The organism is Microbulbifer maximicatervae (SeqCode) (genome assembly GCF_052467225.1).
In genome coordinates this window covers 1,280,086-1,296,114 of sequence record NZ_CP174303.1, presented here as the reverse complement: position 1 = coordinate 1,296,114, position 16,029 = coordinate 1,280,086, and the positions used below count along the sequence as shown (strand labels likewise).

The window sequence follows — 16,029 nt, the reverse complement described above, 5'->3', positions numbered from 1 at the left end:
TCCGCAGATTGATTTAGCGTGTACCTAAATAATAAATAGGTGTACAAATCATGAAGCGTCTCCTTCTCTGCGGCATCGCAACTCTTCTCTCATCCGCGACACTGGCAAAAACTACTGTTATCCATGCAGGCACACTCCTCGCCGTTCCCGGTGAGAAACCTTTGCAAGAGCAAAGTGTAATTATCGAGGACGGCAAGATCAGTGCTGTCAGATCCGGTTATGTAAGCCCGGATAACGCTGAAGTCATTGATCTTAAGAATAGTTTCGTAATGCCGGGCTTAATGGATATGCACGTGCATTTACAAGGTGAGCTGGGCCCTAAAAATGATACCGAGGCTCTCAAGATGTCCATGCCGCTGACCCAGATGCGCTCGCAAATGTTTGCCATGCGAACCCTGGAGTCTGGTTTTACCACTGTGCGCGATGCTGGTAACAGTGGTGAAGAAATGTATGCGATGCGCGATGCGATCAATAAAGGTTGGGTAGATGGCCCGCGAATTGTTGCAGCCGGCAGGGTGGGAATAACTGGTGGCCACGCAGATATCAGCGGGGTCAGTCCAGAGCTAATGGAGCTGCATGATGACAAGACCAAAACTGTATGCGACGGCCCCTACGAGTGCCGACGCGCGACCCGCCATGCGATCAAATATGGTGCTGACTTTATCAAGATTACCTCTACCGGTGGTGTGCTCACCGATCGCGCTACCGGAACTGGTCAGCAGATGGAAATGGATGAGTTAAAAGAGGTGGTCCTTGCAGCCAAACGTATGGGCCGCAAGGTGGCCAGTCATGCGCATCAGGAAGAAGGCATTATCGCCGCACTGGAGGCTGGTGTAGACAGTATTGAGCACGGCACCTACGCAGGTCCCCGCGCCCATAAGTTATTTAAAGAAACCGGCGCTTATCTGGTTCCGACACTTCTCGCCGGCGATACTGTGGTACAGCTGGCAAAAAATACCGATGTCTTATCTGAGGCTCAGAAGGAAAAAGCCATTCGTGTTGGCACAGACATGCGCGGCAATTTCCGTAAAGCGGTCAATGCCGGAGTAAAAATTGCTTTCGGTACCGACTCAGGTGTATCCAAGCACGGCATCAATGCCCGCGAGGCGGTACTGATGAGTGAAGCCGGTATGGACAATATGGCCATCCTGCAATCCGCTACCGTTAACGCCGCCGACCTGATCGATATGAGCGATTCACTGGGCACCATTGAGTCCGGTAAGTACGCCGATATTATCGCCACCGATGGCTCGCCACTGGATAATATCGATGAACTTTTAGATGTGGATTTTGTGATGAAAGGGGGCAAGGTCTTTAAGAATTAAAAGCCTCTGAATAGTTTAATAGCGAAATTAAAATATTCGAACCCAGTTTTAATTAATTTCTACAAAATAAAAAAGGCCGGATAACTCCGGCCTTTTTTATTGGGGTGCTTAAAGAAAAGTGAAAGTTAGTTTTCCTCTTTTCCTTCTTCATCCTCATTTTCGATCAGGTGACCAAGTTTGCCTTTTTTAGTGGACAAATACTTGGCATTGTGGGGATTGCGCCCAGACTGGTGCGGCAGGCGCTCAGTCACATTGATGCCCAAGTCCTCCAGCGCTTTAACTTTGCGCGGGTTATTGGTCATCAAGCGAATGGCATGGATACCCAGGTGTTCGATCATTGCTTTCAGAATCGAGTAATCCCGCATGTCCGCGCCAAAGCCCAACTGCTCATTGGCTTCCACCGTATCCGCACCACAATCCTGCAAGTGGTAAGCGCGAATCTTATTTAACAGACCGATACCGCGGCCCTCCTGGCGGAGATAGAAAATAGCTCCACGCCCCTCCATCGCAATACGATGCATAGCATGTTGTAGCTGGGCACCACAATCACAGCGCAGGGAGAATAGTGCATCTCCGGTCAGGCACTCAGAATGAATACGGGCCAACAGAGGCTCTTCGGTATCGAAGTCGCCCATGGTGAGTACCACGTGCTCTTTTCCGGTTTCCACTTCCTCGAAACCGTGCATCTCAAACATACCCCAAGAGGTGGGCAGTTTTGAGGATTCCACAAAACGAATGGTCAACTTAATACCTCTTTAAATCAGTGTCGAGCGCGCAGTAGCAGCACGCCGCCCTGCTGTTCCATATCAACCCGACTGAGAAAACTATTGCCGAGAAGCACTACGCTGGGAAAATCATCTGAGTGTACGGTCGCGTCAACATTGTGAAGCTTGATTCCGCCAATGGTTACACTGTTCAAGCTCACTTTGTAAGCCCTGGTAACTCCATTGGCAGTGGAAACCCGTATTTCTTGTGCAGTATCCAAATTCAAACCGAGACGGCGAGCGGTGGGATAATTGAAGGCAATGCTGGTAGCACCGGTATCCACCATCATCGGCACTCTCATACCGTTAACCCAGGCATCCGTCATGTAATGACCCCGGCTATCAGCGGAAAGCCGTACTTCAGCTTTTGCCGCCTTGGCAAAACTGGTTGCGATAGGAGCCGCCAAGGTCAGCTTTTGCTCCTGCCCGGCAACACTGATCCGCGCATAACGAGTAGTTGCTTCCAGTAGGGTGACGCCCTCTGGGGATTTTTGTCCCGCCTTAAGGATTTTCTGGCGGCCATCAATCTCCAGCATGGCGCTATCACCAAACAGGCCTTTTAGCTGCACCTGCTGTGCATTGACATTCAGTGCAAATAAAAAGCTAACTATAAATACAAAATAGCTACGCATTGATCTTCCCTATCCAACCTAGACACCCAGTACCCATGCGGTTAATTGCAGCACCAGTGACGCGTAAACGGCGGCCAGTATATCGTCGAGCATAATTCCAACGCCACCTTGCACCTTGCGATCAGCCCAACCAATGGGCGGGGGCTTGGCAATATCAAATATCCGGAAGAGGACAAAGCCGTATAGCGCCCAAGCCCAACCTGCAGGAGCCATAAACATGGTGAGCCAGTAGCCCACCATTTCATCCCAAACAATACCGCCGTGATCGTGAACTCCCATTTTCTTGGCAGCTGCACCACATAGATAGCAACCTACCACACCGGTAACAAACACAATGGCCAGATACCAGAATGGAGGCAAATCCTTCATCAGCCACCAAAAAGGAATCGCTGCCAGGGTACCAAAAGTGCCCGGCGCTTTCGGTGCCAGCCCGGAGCCGAATCCAAACGCCAACAGAAGAGTGGGATCGCGCAACAGCTGGGAAAATGTCGGGTTGTTAATGCTCATGTTATTGAATTCTCACAAAGGCACTATGGTTTACACAAGGTATTAAAAGTGCCTATAGCCTGGCGATTGAGCAACCCAGGGGTTCCCGTGATAGGAGCAGCGTACCTGCGGCTCCCCCTCAACGAGCTTCCCTATGGGAGTGAAACCCAGCTGACGAACTTGCTCAACAGCGGCTGCCGGAGCAGTAAAACAGAGCTGGTAGTCATCCCCTCCACAGGCCGCCAGCTCTACGGCAGTATCAGCTGCCAATCGATTGGCCAGGGGTGCTATGGGCAGAGATTCCAGGTTTATTTCTGCTGCCACACCGCTCGCTTTGCAGATATGGCCCAGATCCCCCAATAATCCGTCGGAAATATCCAACGCACTGGTAGCAATGCCTGCAATCGCGTTGGCAGTTTCTAATTGCGGCTCGGGAAAATAGAAAGCCTGCTCCGCTTCCCGCCGCACTGACTCAGTCACATTCCGCTCTGCCAAAACAACGGGCAGGGCTGCCGCGGCAGCGCCCAGTGGGCCGCTCACATAAATATTGTCGCCGACAGAAGCGCCGTCCCGCCGGAGGGGCTTTTCGGTATGGCCGATCACCTGAATCGTAATGGACAAGGGGCCTGCGGTGGTGTCACCACCCACAAGGGAAACCCCAAACTTGCCAGCAGTTTCCAGCAGGCCACTGGCGAATTTCTCCAGCCAAACGGAGTCGCTATCGGGTAAGGTCAGGGCAAGGGTAAACCAGAGGGGGCGGGCATTCATTGCCGCCAGATCACTGATATTCACACGCAGTGCACGGCTCGCAACCATGAATGGGTCAGCACCTGCGGGGAAGTGACGGCCTGCTACCAGGGTGTCCATAGAAGTGGCCAACTGCCCGCTGACAGGTGCTTGCAATAGCGCGCAGTCATCGCCAATCCCCAGGGCTACACCTTCGCCCTGGGGAGCGCGGGCGAAGTAATCGCGGATGATCTCAAACTCCCCCGGCGCTTTAGACATAATTGCTGGCTCAGCCCTTCTTGTCTGCGGCTACCTCTGCCGAGCGCAGGTCCGCAGCGGTCTTATCCAAAATGCCATTGATAAACTTGAAGGCATCGGTGGGACCAAATTTTTTCGCCAGTGCCACCGCCTCATTAATGACAACCTTGTAAGGCACATCGATACGGTTTTTCAGCTCGTAAGTGGCCATGCGCAACAGCGCGCGGGATACAGGGTCCAGATCTTCCACTTTGCGATCCAGGTGCGACGTGTAAGCGCCCTCTACCTCATCAAGGTTTTTCGCTACGCCGTGGAAAATATCACGAAAATATTCCACGTCGGTTTTGCTCATATCATTATCGGCGTGAAACTCGGCCTCAATGGAATTAAGGCTGGCGCCGGCCATCTGCCACTGATAGAGCGCCTGCATGGCGTAGTGACGTGCCTTACGGCGGGCGGATGCAGTTACGGTCATTGTCTTTTCCGGTAGATACTTCACAGAATGGGCTGCACCGACACACCTTTTGTGCCGGCGCGCCGGCAATTAAATCTTGCCGAGTAGGGAAACCATTTCCAGGGCGGTTTCGGCGGCTTCACAACCTTTGTTGCCAGCCTTGGTGCCTGAGCGTTCAATAGCCTGCTCAATGGAGTCCACTGTCAGCACGCCAAAGGTGACGGGAATACCAGTATTCATGGATACCTGAGCCAGGCCTTTGGTGCACTCGCCAGCCACATACTCAAAGTGCGGGGTGCCACCACGGATAACCGCACCCAGGGCAATAATGGCATCGAACTTTTTAGTCTCAGCCAACTTCTGTGCCGCCAGGGGAAATTCGAATGCGCCCGGGGCGTAGTAGATAGTGATATCTTCATCCTTGATACCCTTGCGGCGCAGGGTGTCCAGTGCACCATCCTTTAGGCTTTCAACCACAAAGCTGTTCCAGCGGCTCACCAACAGTGCGTATTTGCCCGTACTGCCGACAAAGTCCCCTTCGATCACTTGAATATTGCTCATAATTTTCAATCCGTATTTCTTGTCCATCGCCGCCGCTATCAGGACAGTAGCGGCGCTTCAGTATTGTTACTCTTTTACTAGGGTTGCGGCGCTTCCACGTTCAGGTATTCCTCTACCTCCAGGTCAAACCCGGAAATAGCACTGAATTTGAACGGTGCGCTCATCAGGCGCATTTTGCGCACCTTGAGATCCCGCAGAATTTGCGAACCGGTACCTACCTGTTTGTACACCAGGTCCTGGCTGGGGCGCTGTTGCTTGCCGCTGATCAGCCAATCAATACTCTCTTCGATTTCTTCGGTGGTTTCGTTGTGGCAGATCAGTACCACAACACCCTTGCCCTCTTCTTCAATACGCTGCATCGCGCGGCGGAAGGTCCACGGGGTGAATTTTTCATCGCCGCGCTGAATCGTAAGCACATCGCGCAGAGTATTTCCTACATGCACACGAACCAGGGTCGGTTCTTCTGGGGTGGGGTCGCCTTTAACAAAGGCAAAGTGGCGTTCGCGGCGGGCCTTATCGAGATAAGTGCGCAGTTTGAACTCACCGAACTCGGTGCGCACCTTGCGCTCATTAACGCACTCAACGGTTTTCTCATTCAGGGCGCGATAGGTAATCAGGTCGGCGATTGTGCCGATCTTCAGGTTGTGCTCTTTCGCGAACTTTTCCAGGTCCGGGCGGCGGGACATGGTGCCGTCTTCATTCATGATCTCAACAATCACCGCAGCCGCCTCAAAACCCGCCAGGCGGGCCAGGTCGCAACCGGCTTCGGTGTGGCCTGCGCGGCTTAATACACCTCCGGGCTGGGCCATAATGGGGAAGATATGGCCGGGCTGTACAATATCGCTGGGCTTGGCATTTCTGGCCACAGCGGCGCGAACCGTGCGCGCGCGATCGGCGGCGGAAATACCGGTGGTGACACCCTCTGCCGCCTCAATGGATACGGTGAAGTTGGTGCTGAACTGGGCTCCGTTGTCCCGCGACATCAGCGGCAGGTCCAACTGCTCACAGCGCTCTTTGGACATGGGCATACAAATCAGGCCACGGGCATGAGTGGCCATAAAGTTGATGTCTTCAGCGCGAATCTGCTCCGCAGCCATCACCAGGTCGCCCTCGTTCTCGCGATCTTCATCATCCATCAGGATTACCATTTTGCCCTGGCGGATATCGTCGATCAGTTCTTCAACCGTATTTAGTTCCATGGTTAACTCTGGATAAATTTATCAATTGCAAATAGAGCGGCTATCGCTGCTGTTTTCGCCGTGGTGCACGGCCCATCTTTAGCGCTTGTAAAACCCGTTCTGGGCCAAAAATTCGAGGGTCATGCCCCCACCACTAGGCTTGGCTGCCTCATCACCGAGGAGTAGCCGCTCCAAGTAGCGCGCAATCAGGTCCACTTCCAGGTTGACCCGAGTACCGGCGGTATAGCCGGCCATAATCGTTTCCTGCAACGTGTGTGGCACTATGGTGAGTTCAAACTCAGCCCCATCCACGGCATTGACCGTGAGGCTGGTGCCGTCGACGGTGATAGACCCTTTATGGGCAATATAGCGAGCCAGATTTTCCGGTGCGCGCAGGCGGAACCGCTCGGCGCGAGCCTCGGACTTGCGCCATACCACCTCGCCAATACCATCCACATGGCCGCTGACAATGTGTCCACCCAGGCGGGTCTGGGGTGTCAGTGCTTTTTCCAGATTGACCCGGTCGCCTTTTTTCCAGCGGCCCACCGTTGTCACATCCAGGGTTTCCGCAGAGACATCCGCCCAGTAACCATCACCGGGCAGGTCAACAACCGTGAGACAAACACCATTGGTGGCAATACTGTCCCCCAGTTGCACATCACCCAGATCCAGCTTACCGCTGCGCACACGCACACGCAGGTCGCCGCCCTGGGGTTTTAACTCTGCAATCTCGCCTAAGGCTTCAATAATTCCGGTAAACATCAGCGCTCGATATCGGTTGTTGCAGTAATGCGCCAGTCGTGACCAACTGCGCGCATATCGGTAATCGTAATCGGCAGCATCGAGCCCATACGCTCGATAGGCAGTTCAAACAGCGGTCGCCCGGTGCTACCCAGCAGTTTTGGCGCCATATAAACAATTATTTCGTCGACATGGCCCCGGTAGAGGAATTCACCAGAGAGGGTCGCACCGCTCTCTACCAAAACTTCATTGCACTGGCGTCGCGCCAACTCCTTGAGCAGGGCGAGCAGGTCTACGCGGCCCTCTTTGTCGTGGGGTAAAGCCACGACTTCCGCACCCGTTTTCTCAATACGCTCGCGGCGCTCGGCCTCCGCGCGCTCTGTCGTGCACACCAATGTGGGGGCATCCCCCTGCAAAATAAAGGCTCTCGCTGGGGTGCGCAGCTGGCTGTCAACAATTACCCGCAGCGGCTGCACTTCGGCGGCTCGCTCTGCGGCCAGCATTTCCAGTGCCATTTCATCGGCGCGCACATTGAGATTGGGATTGTCGAAACGCACCGTCTCAACCCCGGTGATCACTGCACAACTGCGAGAACGCAGGCGCTGTACATCGGCGCGAGCCGCAGGGCCCGATACCCACTTTGATTCCCCACTGGCCATAGCGGTGCGCCCATCCAGGCTCATGGCGGATTTGCTTCGCACCAGGGGCAGTCCCAGGGTCATACGCTTGATAAAGCCGGGGTTTAGAGCGCGACACCTCTCTTCCAGGATGGGGCCTTCCACTTCGATCCCAGCATCGCGCAATATTTGCAATCCGGCACCGCTGACATTCGGATTCGGATCCTGCATTCCGTAAATAACCCGGGCCACGCCGGCCTTTACCAGCGCCTCGGCACAGGGACCTGTGCGGCCGGTATGACTGCAGGGCTCAAGAGTGACATAAACCGTAGCCCCCTGAGCCAGGTCGCCGGCATCACTCAAGGCTTCGATCTCAGCGTGGGGTTCGCCGGCCCGCTTGTGCCAGCCTTCGCCGACAACATTGCCATCCCCGTCAGTAATCACACAGCCCACTCGCGGATTCGGCATAGTGGTGTAGAGACCGCGCTCTGCCAACTGAATAGCGCGGGCCATCAGTGCTTCCGCACTGTGTACAACAGTTTGACTCATTCTGTCTTCGATCCCTTACTGGTCAGTCGCTCAATCTCTTCTCTAAACTCGCTGACATCCTCAAAACGGCGATAGACAGAAGCAAAGCGCACATAGGCCACCTGGTCCAGCTCACGCAGCTGCTCCATCACCAATTCACCAATAGCACGCGCCGGCAACTCCCGTTCTCCGGTCGCCTGCAGGGCGTGTTTTATTTGAGATACCGCCGACTCCACCCGCTCAATACTCACCGGGCGCTTTTCCACAGCGCGCTGAATACCCGCGCGCAGCTTGTCTTCATTAAACGGCTCGCGCTGGCCGTTTTGCTTGATCACTCGCGGCAGCAGCAGCTCCGCAGTTTCAAATGTGGTAAACCTCTCGTGGCACTCCAGGCACTCGCGCCGGCGGCGTACTTGGTCGCCCTCAGCCACCAATCGGGAATCGACTACTTTTGTTTCTTCTGCGCTGCAGAACGGACAGTGCATGTGGGATTATCCCCGGAATGGAAAATGGGCCGCAGTTTACCACAGCCGTTGCACTGTGTGACCGCGGCACGCACAGCCACAGTGCATCGCAAATTCAACATGGACACATAAAAAAAGCGGCTCTATGAGCCGCTTTTTTGTCAGCAGTGCTGATCAGCCTTTTTTATACACAGGAAACTCTGCGCAAATACCCAGAACCTTCTGCTTCACATCGGCGATAGTGGCTTCAACATCACCTTTCTCCAGTGCGTCCAGCACGTCGCAGATCCAGTGAGTGAGCTGTTGGGTTTCCTTTACACCAAAGCCGCGAGTAGTGATTGCCGGAGTGCCAACACGCAGGCCGCTGGTAATGAAAGGAGAGCGCGGATCGTTGGGTACCGCGTTCTTATTAACGGTGATGTTGGCGTTACCCAGGGCTTCATCCGCATCCTTACCGGTGTACTCTTTGCCAATCAGGTCAACCAGCATCAGGTGATCATCGGTCCCACCGGATACAATGTTGATACCGCGATCGAGGAAGGTCTCCGCCATTGCGCGGGCATTTTCCACAACCTTCTTCTGGTAGGCCTTGTATTCAGGGGTCATGGCCTCTTTGAAAGAAACCGCTTTCGCCGCGATCACATGCATCAGCGGGCCACCCTGACCACCGGGGAATACAGCGGAGTTGAGCTTCTTCTCAATTTCTTCGTTGGCGCGCGCCAGGATGATACCGCCGCGGGGGCCACGCAGGGTTTTGTGAGTAGTAGAAGTCACAACATCGGCGTGGGAGATTGGGGAGGGATACTCACCAGCGGCAACCAGGCCTGCAATGTGAGCCATATCCACAAACAGGTAAGCACCCACTTTGTCAGCGATCTCGCGGAAACGCGCCCAATCCATCACTCGGCTATAGGCAGAGAAACCAGCCACGATCATCTTCGGCTTGTGCTCAAGCGCCAGGCGTTCAACTTCCTCGTAATCCACTTCGCCAGTTTCCGGGTTCAGACCGTACTGCACTGCATTGTAGATCTTGCCGGAAAAGTTAACGCGGGCACCGTGGGTAAGGTGGCCACCGTGGGCCAGACTCATGCCCAGTACAGTGTCACCTGGGGCGCAGAGCGCCTGGTAAACAGCCGCATTAGCCTGTGATCCTGAGTGCGGCTGCACATTGGCGTAGTCAGCACCAAACAGCTCCTTGGCGCGCTCAATGGCCAGGGTTTCCACTTTGTCCACGTACTCACAACCGCCGTAATAACGCTTGCCTGGATAGCCCTCGGCATACTTGTTAGTCAGGCTGCTGCCCTGAGCTTCCATTACCATTGGGCTGGTGTAGTTCTCAGAGGCGATTAACTCGATATGGTCTTCCTGACGAGAGTCTTCCTCCTGGATGGCTTCCCAAATTTCCGGGTCGTAAGAAGCTAAAGTGACAGATGAATCAAACATGGTGTTCCCTCGGTAAAGCGGGCTTGAGTAGAGGCTTGTAAAACTCGATACCACAGCGCCCAGACTTATGAGTAGGACCAAAGGCTCCCAGCGTGGGATGGCCCTACTGCTCAATGCATTCTGGGCATTTTAGAAAGGCGCGCATTGTACACCAAGGGCAGCATGAATGCGCAAATGCAGAGACGTGGCGGGACCAACCCGCCCACCTTAAAAAGACGGTCAGAATTTGTACACTACAGAGCCAGACCAGTAATTCACGTCGGACTCAATGATGGTGTAATCCAGTTCCAGGGTCGCCTCGTCGGTCAGTTTGAAACCAGCCCCGAGCCCGGCAGATGCACCGTTATCCGAGTACTCTTTCTCCCAATTATCTATCTCCAACTCCTCATGGAGGTAGCCGATACGACCTTTCAGATAAATGTTGCCCGGGCTGCGATAGGTGGCATAAACAGCTTGTGTTGCCAGGGAGTAGTTGTAATCGTGCCAGTAGTAGTCGAACTCACCATCAATGACAGAGTCGGTGACTTCTGCCTCGAATCCCCAGCCAGAACCCCAGGTATAACCGGCTCGAATCCCCCCATTTAAAGGATTCTCCCCCCTGGCATCAACATCCAAAGCACCGAAGACGCCACCGATATACGCACCCTGGCCATAAGCGGTAGCGGAACACAACAGAGCGGTAACTGCAGCCATTGCCTTGAGATTAAAGCCCACCATCTTCCCCTTAAATCTCGAAGTCTGATCAAAGGGCAGGGATTATAGGGGCACAATCAACTGGCACAAGTGGTCACTTAGACAGGTCAGTATGTAACCTGGGAGCTTTTAAAAAGAGGTGTCACCATTAGTCAAACTTAGGAAAGAGGCAATTAAAATCTCAGGCTAAACCCGCCTGACCAATAACTGACATCCTTCTCTAATACGGTGTACTCAAGCTCCAGATGATAAATTTCATTCAGGCTATAACCAATTCCAGCCCCTAAGCTGACACCCAAGTCATCACTACTTGCACTGCCAACAGAAACGTCTTCATAGAGAAGGCCCAGGCGTCCTTTCAGGTACCAGTCCCCCTCTGTTCTGTAAGTCGCATAAGTAGCAAGAGTACGTATGTCTACATCCACATTCCGACCATAAGCCTCAGTCTCACCACTTAATAGTGAACTGGTATATTCACCTTCCACCCCAAAACCCGAGGCCCGCACATAACCTGCTCGCAGTCCCAAATTCAGTGGATTATCGACCCCCTTGAAATCAAAATCAGCTATTCCGGCCACACCCCCCCAGTAGGCGCCCTCGGCAATTGCGCCCGTTGAAACAACGAGTGCCAGCACACCTATACCAGCCTTAACTATTTTCATTAACACTCCCATCCTGTTGCATTAACTTTGTCGTGACACATAAATAGAGCGCTGCGGAATAATTCGATGACAACCTACGACTTCAGCACCAATAAATTTATTGAACAACGGGAAACATCGCAGCATGCTTAAATGTGCAACAACACGTCATTAGAAATTATTAAAATATGAAAGATCAGACACACCCTTATCTAGGTCCGACAGAAGAGCGTACTTGTGGAAAAAACTGAAGAAAGGGCTACTCGAAAATAGGTTTAATTTATCTTGTGGTCAAATACAACGAGGTACAGATAAGAGTTGAACCAAGGAATTCAGCGGCATCATCAGCCTCATACCTATTGATAACCCCAGCCTTCCCCTGAGTAGGTAGCGGTAAATTCCACCTTGAGTCCCACTAAGTCCCCCTCACTTGATCCAAATCAACTTTGGATTGGTACATATGGCAACAATAGACCCATCGACAAATCGCGGAGGTCTGGGATGAATGCCATCTACCGACAACTGTGCTGTGACCATAAACATATGCAAGAGTTGCTCAACGCCTTTGAGCAATTACTCCTGGATCTTTTTGGCTGCGGCGACCGCGATCCGAACACCTTGTCACTGATCCTTGATGCTTTGGATTATTTATCGGCATACCCGGATAGGTATCACCACCCAGTTGAGGACTTAATATTTTCCCGGCTGTTGACTAAGCCAGTACATGACAGGGAATCAATTTACGAAGCGCAAATGCAGCATGAAAATATAGCCGCAGCGACAAAACACATGTGCGCTTTATTTTACGCTATTGCCAACGATGCGACCGTTGAACGGAGAGTGCTGCAAGGAGCTTGCAACACCTACCTGAAGCTGCAACGCAAGCATATGGACTTGGAAAATAAATCTATTTTCCCACAGATCGAACAGTACCTGGGGACTACCGACTGGATTTATATTCAGAAACAGGTCAGTGAATTAAGCTGCAGATATTTCGACAGGGCAACCAGAAAAATTTACGAGTCCCTGCACGAAGATCTGACACAATATCAAATGCCCGCTCAGGCATTAGCTTAGGTCACCAAAACAGCAGGGAGGAAATATTAATGCAGTTTAAACGCCACGGCATATCCATTGGCATGGAACGCATAAATGATGAATTTTTCCTTTACATAAAGGCAATTGGTGAATTAACCCATGAGGATTATGAGCATATAACACCACTATTAGAATATGCTCTGGAAGGGGTAAAAAAACCTCAGGTTCAATTACTGATTGATCTCCGGGATTTCGAGGGCTGGGGGATGCACGCGATCTGGGATGAGTTCAAGCTGGCCTTAAAGCACGGCAATGAATTCTCGCATGTCGCTGTACTTGGGGATGAGGAGTGGCAGCAAATAGCCACAAAAGTCGGGAGCTGGTTTGTTAGCGGTGAAGTCCGCTATTTCAAGCAGCAACAAGAGGCCATGGATTGGCTACAGGAAACAAGGAAGACGGGTATTGGTCACAAGGAATCTGAAAAGGAATTAGCTTTCTCCACACACTCCTGATAAGTAGTGGATTAAGGGGGCGTTTACGCCCCCCTTTTTTTGCCCGTAAATTACTCAGTTACTTATTTCTAAGTATTCACCTTCCTCTTTTTACTGTCCCAGGAAGGCGTTCCCAATATAAGATTACCTACGCTCAACTCGTTACGGCAAAAAGAACAGTAAATATTCTCATAGTGTAAGTTGTTCCGATGCAGAATATTGAGCACATCAGCCAGAGTTGGACTCTTTTGATTGTGCCTATTTCGAATCGTCAAGAAGTTAGCTTCCATCTTTGTGGTGTACAAAGAAGCACCAACCTTTGCGTCATACAGAGACTTTTGAAAGGGATCATTTAAGTCATATTGCTGCAGTCTTGCCTGATTCCGAATAGCTTTCACATTGTGTTTATGGGCTTCATCCACAACATTCTGAATCTGAGCGTAACTCTCACCATCATTAATAAATCGGCGCGATAGGCGACCAAAAATCTGTCCGGCTGTACTGCCGTGGTACCCCTGGAATTTTTTCAACATATAGTTACGGCATATCTTACCCTTGCCAATATGCTCATGAACTTTTGCTTTCCCATCTACAACATCTTGTAGGCCAGGATCTTCCAACGTGTAACCGTGAGGTGCAAAGAAAAGCAGGTTATCGCCACCGTGACCTTTATTATAAAAAACCTGCTTGGTTGCGGCACCGTGGGCAGAAATCACCAGGGACGGCGCATCCCCAACATTGGTACCTTCCGGTGCAAAAATTTTGACTAAATCCAATTCACGAACAGGCATATGACACCTATCTAACGTCGAGTACAGAAATAAGAGGGTCACCCCTCCAAACAAAACAACCGTACTAACAACCTACTATGACCAATCATCCACACTCAAGTTTTATTGCATGATTTTTGACATTAGTCACGAAGAGGAAAATTTTTTGGACTAAATATTAGTCAAATAAGTGAGGTATGAAATAAATATGACAAAAATAAGGAGGAATTGAGGAAAGCAGTACAGGCCTGGCAAGCTCAAAGCTCAAAAAAGTGAGCCGTAACAAATTAGTAGATGGTGACCCATAATAAAAATGCATTCACATTTCTAGCTTAACGGGCACCATCCTCTCTCTACTTAAGAATTGAATACGAAGTTAAAAAACACCGATTAAGTGGTTGGTCGCTGCATTTTGCTGTCCCAGGATGGAGTTCCAATAAGGATATTGCTAAAACTCACTTCGCTTCGACAAAAAGAACAGTAGATATTTTCATAGTGCAGATTATTTCTATGCAGAATATTTAGAATATCCACTAAGGTGGGGTTATCCATTTTTACTCTATTGCGAATAGTCAATAAATCCGCCGACATTACCGGCTTAACCCCTTTCTTAATATAAGGTTGATGCATGGGATTATTGGGATCCAGATTTCGCACCATCTCATTGTGCTCATGGGCATTATCTACAGCCTTTTGCACATCGGCATAGCTCTCACCTTTAATAAAATGGCGAGTAACGCGGCCTAGAATCTGACCGGTTGTTGACCCGTGATACCCCTGAAATTTGCTCAGGGTATAGTTATGACAAACCTTCCCCCTACCAACCCACTCATGATATTTGGCATTGCCACTCAAGACGCTACCAATACCTGGATCATTTAGAGAGTAACCATGGGGAGAAAAGAAAAAGAGGTTATCCCCTCCATGCCCTTTGGGATAAAAAATTTGCTTGGTTGTTGCACCGTGAGCAGAAATTACCAGGTTGGGAGCATCTCCCACTTGTGTTCCTTCCGCTGCAAAAATCTTAACTAGATCAAATTCTCTGACAGGCATACTTCCCTTCCTCTCACTTCTTATTTTTTTGAGGCTTACTGACTAGCGCTCTGTGACAAAGGCTACTATGGCTTATTGGATATTTGCTAGAGGAGTGAAATACAAAAAATACCAGGCAAGAGAACTACAAATATCCAAGCTATATAGCTAAACCCTCTTAAACAGAGGGGAAAAGAAAACGCTTCCAAAATAGCGGCATTCAATTAAAACCATCGTACTTTTTTTGGACGGCAGTATTCGCAGTTATTTTGGCTGAAATGGCCCGGGTATTGCCAAAATAGGCAGGGAAGAGAAACTAATTTTAGAAGGAATTATGCGCCAATACCCAAAAACCAGTCTGACTAAAAAGAACTAGCTTCGAGAGAATCAATTGGAAAAATGAAAGCCTTTACTGCTATCAATCGTAGCCGCAATGGGTTCCAGCCAATTCACTCAACGCCAACAAGTCAAGGATTTCAACCACTCGACCACTAACATTCACCAGTCCATCTCGCTGAAAACGCGAAAATAAACGGCTCACCGTCTCCGCTGTTAACCCCAAGTAATTGGCGATGTCTGTCCTCGGCATAGAGAGTACAAATTCGCGGGGGGAGTAACCACGACATGCATAGCGACTGGAAATATTAATCAACAATGCCGCTAAGCGGGCATCAGCAGCACGCTTTCCCAGCAACATTAAGATTTCATTTTCCTGCCGCAACTCTTCGGAAAAAATGCTATAGATTTGCTGCTGCAGTGCTGGAACTTCCTGAGCTAAGGTTTCCAGCTGGTCAAATGGCAACAAGCACACACTGCTATCTTCCAGCGCCTCCGCATAACTGGGGTGAACCCGACTACTATAAGCATCGAGCCCCAACAGCTCACCAGGAAGGGCGAAATGTGTTACCTGGATATTCCCATCTGCACCAATGACTACCGTTTTGACACTTCCAGAGCGAATCGCATAGAGATTTTGGAAAGGGTCACCTGCTCGATACAAGGTTTCACCCGCTTTAATTACCTTTTTCTTGCGGGTAACCCGTTCAAGCCGGTCAATATCTGCCTGCACCAGCCCTGCAGGCAAGCACAAACGCCTGACTGAACAGTTACTACAACTTACGGCCTGCGCTGACTTGGTCATAGCTAGGCAACCAAATTCTTTTACTGACAGTAATACTATTGCCGGC

Annotated in this window: 19 protein-coding genes; 3 read left to right on the top strand and 16 right to left on the bottom strand. The window is 51.0% G+C overall.

All coding sequences use genetic code 11. The features are described 5' to 3' along the window. The first annotated feature begins 50 nt into the window (after nt 1-50). Complete coding sequence (locus ACJJIZ_RS05635) at nt 51-1,325, top strand: amidohydrolase family protein (protein ID WP_413663381.1); 1,275 nt, start codon at nt 51-53, stop codon at nt 1,323-1,325. A gap of 125 nt (nt 1,326-1,450) precedes the next feature. Here the strand turns inward: ACJJIZ_RS05635 and ribA are convergent, their stop codons facing one another. The 13 genes from ribA to ACJJIZ_RS05570 form a co-directional block, all read right to left on the bottom strand. Continuing rightward, nucleotides 1,451-2,068 carry a GTP cyclohydrolase II gene (ribA, locus tag ACJJIZ_RS05630; RefSeq protein ID WP_108734569.1) on the bottom strand — a complete coding sequence of 206 codons (618 nt, stop codon included), beginning with the start codon at nt 2,066-2,068 and terminating at the stop codon, nt 1,451-1,453. A gap of 17 nt (nt 2,069-2,085) precedes the next feature. Beyond that, the gene (locus tag ACJJIZ_RS05625) at nt 2,086-2,721 is read right to left on the bottom strand and encodes a retropepsin-like aspartic protease family protein (protein ID WP_444915485.1); all 636 of its coding nucleotides are present in this window, start codon (nt 2,719-2,721) and stop codon (nt 2,086-2,088) included. Between the two features lie 18 nt (nt 2,722-2,739). Beyond that, complete coding sequence (locus ACJJIZ_RS05620) at nt 2,740-3,228, bottom strand: phosphatidylglycerophosphatase A family protein (RefSeq protein WP_413663383.1); 489 nt, start codon at nt 3,226-3,228, stop codon at nt 2,740-2,742. A gap of 42 nt (nt 3,229-3,270) precedes the next feature. Then, nucleotides 3,271-4,212, bottom strand: a complete 942-nt coding sequence (gene thiL / locus ACJJIZ_RS05615) for a thiamine-phosphate kinase (RefSeq protein WP_444896052.1) — start codon at nt 4,210-4,212, stop codon at nt 3,271-3,273. Nucleotides 4,213-4,222: 10 nt separating this feature from the next. Then, nucleotides 4,223-4,666 carry a transcription antitermination factor NusB gene (gene nusB, locus ACJJIZ_RS05610; protein WP_282931196.1) on the bottom strand — a complete coding sequence of 148 codons (444 nt, stop codon included), beginning with the start codon at nt 4,664-4,666 and terminating at the stop codon, nt 4,223-4,225. 69 nt (nt 4,667-4,735) lie between these two features. Beyond that, entirely contained in the window at nt 4,736-5,206 is a 471-nt protein-coding gene (gene ribH, locus ACJJIZ_RS05605; RefSeq protein WP_108735355.1) for a 6,7-dimethyl-8-ribityllumazine synthase, read from the bottom strand. Nucleotides 5,207-5,283: 77 nt separating this feature from the next. Continuing rightward, nucleotides 5,284-6,405 carry a bifunctional 3,4-dihydroxy-2-butanone-4-phosphate synthase/GTP cyclohydrolase II gene (ribBA, locus tag ACJJIZ_RS05600; RefSeq protein ID WP_413663385.1) on the bottom strand — a complete coding sequence of 374 codons (1,122 nt, stop codon included), beginning with the start codon at nt 6,403-6,405 and terminating at the stop codon, nt 5,284-5,286. A 78-nt stretch (nt 6,406-6,483) separates the two neighbouring features. Beyond that, a complete protein-coding gene (locus tag ACJJIZ_RS05595; RefSeq protein WP_108734575.1) occupies nt 6,484-7,146 on the bottom strand; it encodes a riboflavin synthase in 663 nt (220 codons plus the stop codon). After that, nucleotides 7,146-8,291, bottom strand: coding sequence for a bifunctional diaminohydroxyphosphoribosylaminopyrimidine deaminase/5-amino-6-(5-phosphoribosylamino)uracil reductase RibD (gene ribD / locus ACJJIZ_RS05590; protein ID WP_444915484.1), 1,146 nt, complete (start codon nt 8,289-8,291; stop codon nt 7,146-7,148). The genes ACJJIZ_RS05595 and ribD overlap by 1 nt, the downstream gene beginning before the upstream one ends. Continuing rightward, entirely contained in the window at nt 8,288-8,755 is a 468-nt protein-coding gene (gene nrdR, locus ACJJIZ_RS05585; RefSeq protein WP_108734577.1) for a transcriptional regulator NrdR, read from the bottom strand. The genes ribD and nrdR overlap by 4 nt, the downstream gene beginning before the upstream one ends. Nucleotides 8,756-8,908: 153 nt before the next feature. Continuing rightward, a complete protein-coding gene (gene glyA, locus ACJJIZ_RS05580; protein WP_108734578.1) occupies nt 8,909-10,177 on the bottom strand; it encodes a serine hydroxymethyltransferase in 1,269 nt (422 codons plus the stop codon). Nucleotides 10,178-10,396: 219 nt separating this feature from the next. Further along, complete coding sequence (locus ACJJIZ_RS05575) at nt 10,397-10,894, bottom strand: porin family protein (protein ID WP_444915483.1); 498 nt, start codon at nt 10,892-10,894, stop codon at nt 10,397-10,399. A 149-nt stretch (nt 10,895-11,043) separates the two neighbouring features. Continuing rightward, on the bottom strand, nt 11,044-11,532 hold the full coding sequence (locus ACJJIZ_RS05570) for an outer membrane beta-barrel protein (RefSeq protein ID WP_444915482.1): 489 nt from the start codon (nt 11,530-11,532) through the stop codon (nt 11,044-11,046). A 480-nt stretch (nt 11,533-12,012) separates the two neighbouring features. Between ACJJIZ_RS05570 and ACJJIZ_RS05565 the strand changes: the two genes are divergently transcribed. Together ACJJIZ_RS05565 and ACJJIZ_RS05560 are read left to right on the top strand one after the other, a co-directional pair. Next, nucleotides 12,013-12,588, top strand: coding sequence for a hemerythrin domain-containing protein (locus tag ACJJIZ_RS05565; RefSeq protein WP_444915481.1), 576 nt, complete (start codon nt 12,013-12,015; stop codon nt 12,586-12,588). Between the two features lie 29 nt (nt 12,589-12,617). After that, nucleotides 12,618-13,061: a SpoIIAA family protein gene (locus ACJJIZ_RS05560; protein ID WP_282931190.1), complete on the top strand. Its 444-nt coding sequence runs from the start codon at nt 12,618-12,620 to the stop codon at nt 13,059-13,061. 68 nt (nt 13,062-13,129) lie between these two features. On the opposite strand, the gene ACJJIZ_RS05555 is transcribed toward ACJJIZ_RS05560, so the two are convergent. From ACJJIZ_RS05555 to fnr, 3 genes are all read right to left on the bottom strand, one after another. Continuing rightward, nucleotides 13,130-13,831 carry a putative adhesin gene (locus ACJJIZ_RS05555; RefSeq protein WP_444915480.1) on the bottom strand — a complete coding sequence of 234 codons (702 nt, stop codon included), beginning with the start codon at nt 13,829-13,831 and terminating at the stop codon, nt 13,130-13,132. A 369-nt stretch (nt 13,832-14,200) separates the two neighbouring features. Continuing rightward, complete coding sequence (locus ACJJIZ_RS05550; protein WP_444915479.1) at nt 14,201-14,863, bottom strand: putative adhesin; 663 nt, start codon at nt 14,861-14,863, stop codon at nt 14,201-14,203. A gap of 397 nt (nt 14,864-15,260) precedes the next feature. After that, nucleotides 15,261-15,983 (bottom strand): fumarate/nitrate reduction transcriptional regulator Fnr, encoded by a 723-nt coding sequence (fnr, locus tag ACJJIZ_RS05545; RefSeq protein WP_444915478.1) that lies wholly within the window; start codon nt 15,981-15,983, stop codon nt 15,261-15,263. Nucleotides 15,984-16,029: the final 46 nt, after the last annotated feature.

Bases quoted from the DNA above. Each gene is read 5' to 3' on its own strand.
- ACJJIZ_RS05635 (WP_413663381.1), top strand. From the start codon at position 51: ATGAAGCGTCTCCTTCTCTGCGGCATCGCAACTCTTCTCTCATCCGCG.
- ribBA (WP_413663385.1), bottom strand. From the start codon at position 6,405: ATGGAACTAAATACGGTTGAAGAACTGATCGACGATATCCGCCAGGGC.
- nrdR (WP_108734577.1), bottom strand. From the start codon at position 8,755: ATGCACTGTCCGTTCTGCAGCGCAGAAGAAACAAAAGTAGTCGATTCC.
- ACJJIZ_RS05575 (WP_444915483.1), bottom strand. From the start codon at position 10,894: ATGGTGGGCTTTAATCTCAAGGCAATGGCTGCAGTTACCGCTCTGTTG.
- ACJJIZ_RS05560 (WP_282931190.1), top strand. From the start codon at position 12,618: ATGCAGTTTAAACGCCACGGCATATCCATTGGCATGGAACGCATAAAT.
- ACJJIZ_RS05555 (WP_444915480.1), bottom strand. From the start codon at position 13,831: ATGCCTGTTCGTGAATTGGATTTAGTCAAAATTTTTGCACCGGAAGGT.
- ACJJIZ_RS05620 (WP_413663383.1), bottom strand. From the start codon at position 3,228: ATGAGCATTAACAACCCGACATTTTCCCAGCTGTTGCGCGATCCCACT.
- glyA (WP_108734578.1), bottom strand. From the start codon at position 10,177: ATGTTTGATTCATCTGTCACTTTAGCTTCTTACGACCCGGAAATTTGG.
- ACJJIZ_RS05625 (WP_444915485.1), bottom strand. From the start codon at position 2,721: ATGCGTAGCTATTTTGTATTTATAGTTAGCTTTTTATTTGCACTGAAT.
- ribH (WP_108735355.1), bottom strand. From the start codon at position 5,206: ATGAGCAATATTCAAGTGATCGAAGGGGACTTTGTCGGCAGTACGGGC.
- ACJJIZ_RS05550 (WP_444915479.1), bottom strand. From the start codon at position 14,863: ATGCCTGTCAGAGAATTTGATCTAGTTAAGATTTTTGCAGCGGAAGGA.
- thiL (WP_444896052.1), bottom strand. From the start codon at position 4,212: ATGTCTAAAGCGCCGGGGGAGTTTGAGATCATCCGCGATTACTTCGCC.
- ribD (WP_444915484.1), bottom strand. From the start codon at position 8,291: ATGAGTCAAACTGTTGTACACAGTGCGGAAGCACTGATGGCCCGCGCT.
- fnr (WP_444915478.1), bottom strand. From the start codon at position 15,983: ATGACCAAGTCAGCGCAGGCCGTAAGTTGTAGTAACTGTTCAGTCAGG.
- ACJJIZ_RS05565 (WP_444915481.1), top strand. From the start codon at position 12,013: ATGAATGCCATCTACCGACAACTGTGCTGTGACCATAAACATATGCAA.
- ACJJIZ_RS05570 (WP_444915482.1), bottom strand. From the start codon at position 11,532: ATGAAAATAGTTAAGGCTGGTATAGGTGTGCTGGCACTCGTTGTTTCA.
- nusB (WP_282931196.1), bottom strand. From the start codon at position 4,666: ATGACCGTAACTGCATCCGCCCGCCGTAAGGCACGTCACTACGCCATG.
- ACJJIZ_RS05595 (WP_108734575.1), bottom strand. From the start codon at position 7,146: ATGTTTACCGGAATTATTGAAGCCTTAGGCGAGATTGCAGAGTTAAAA.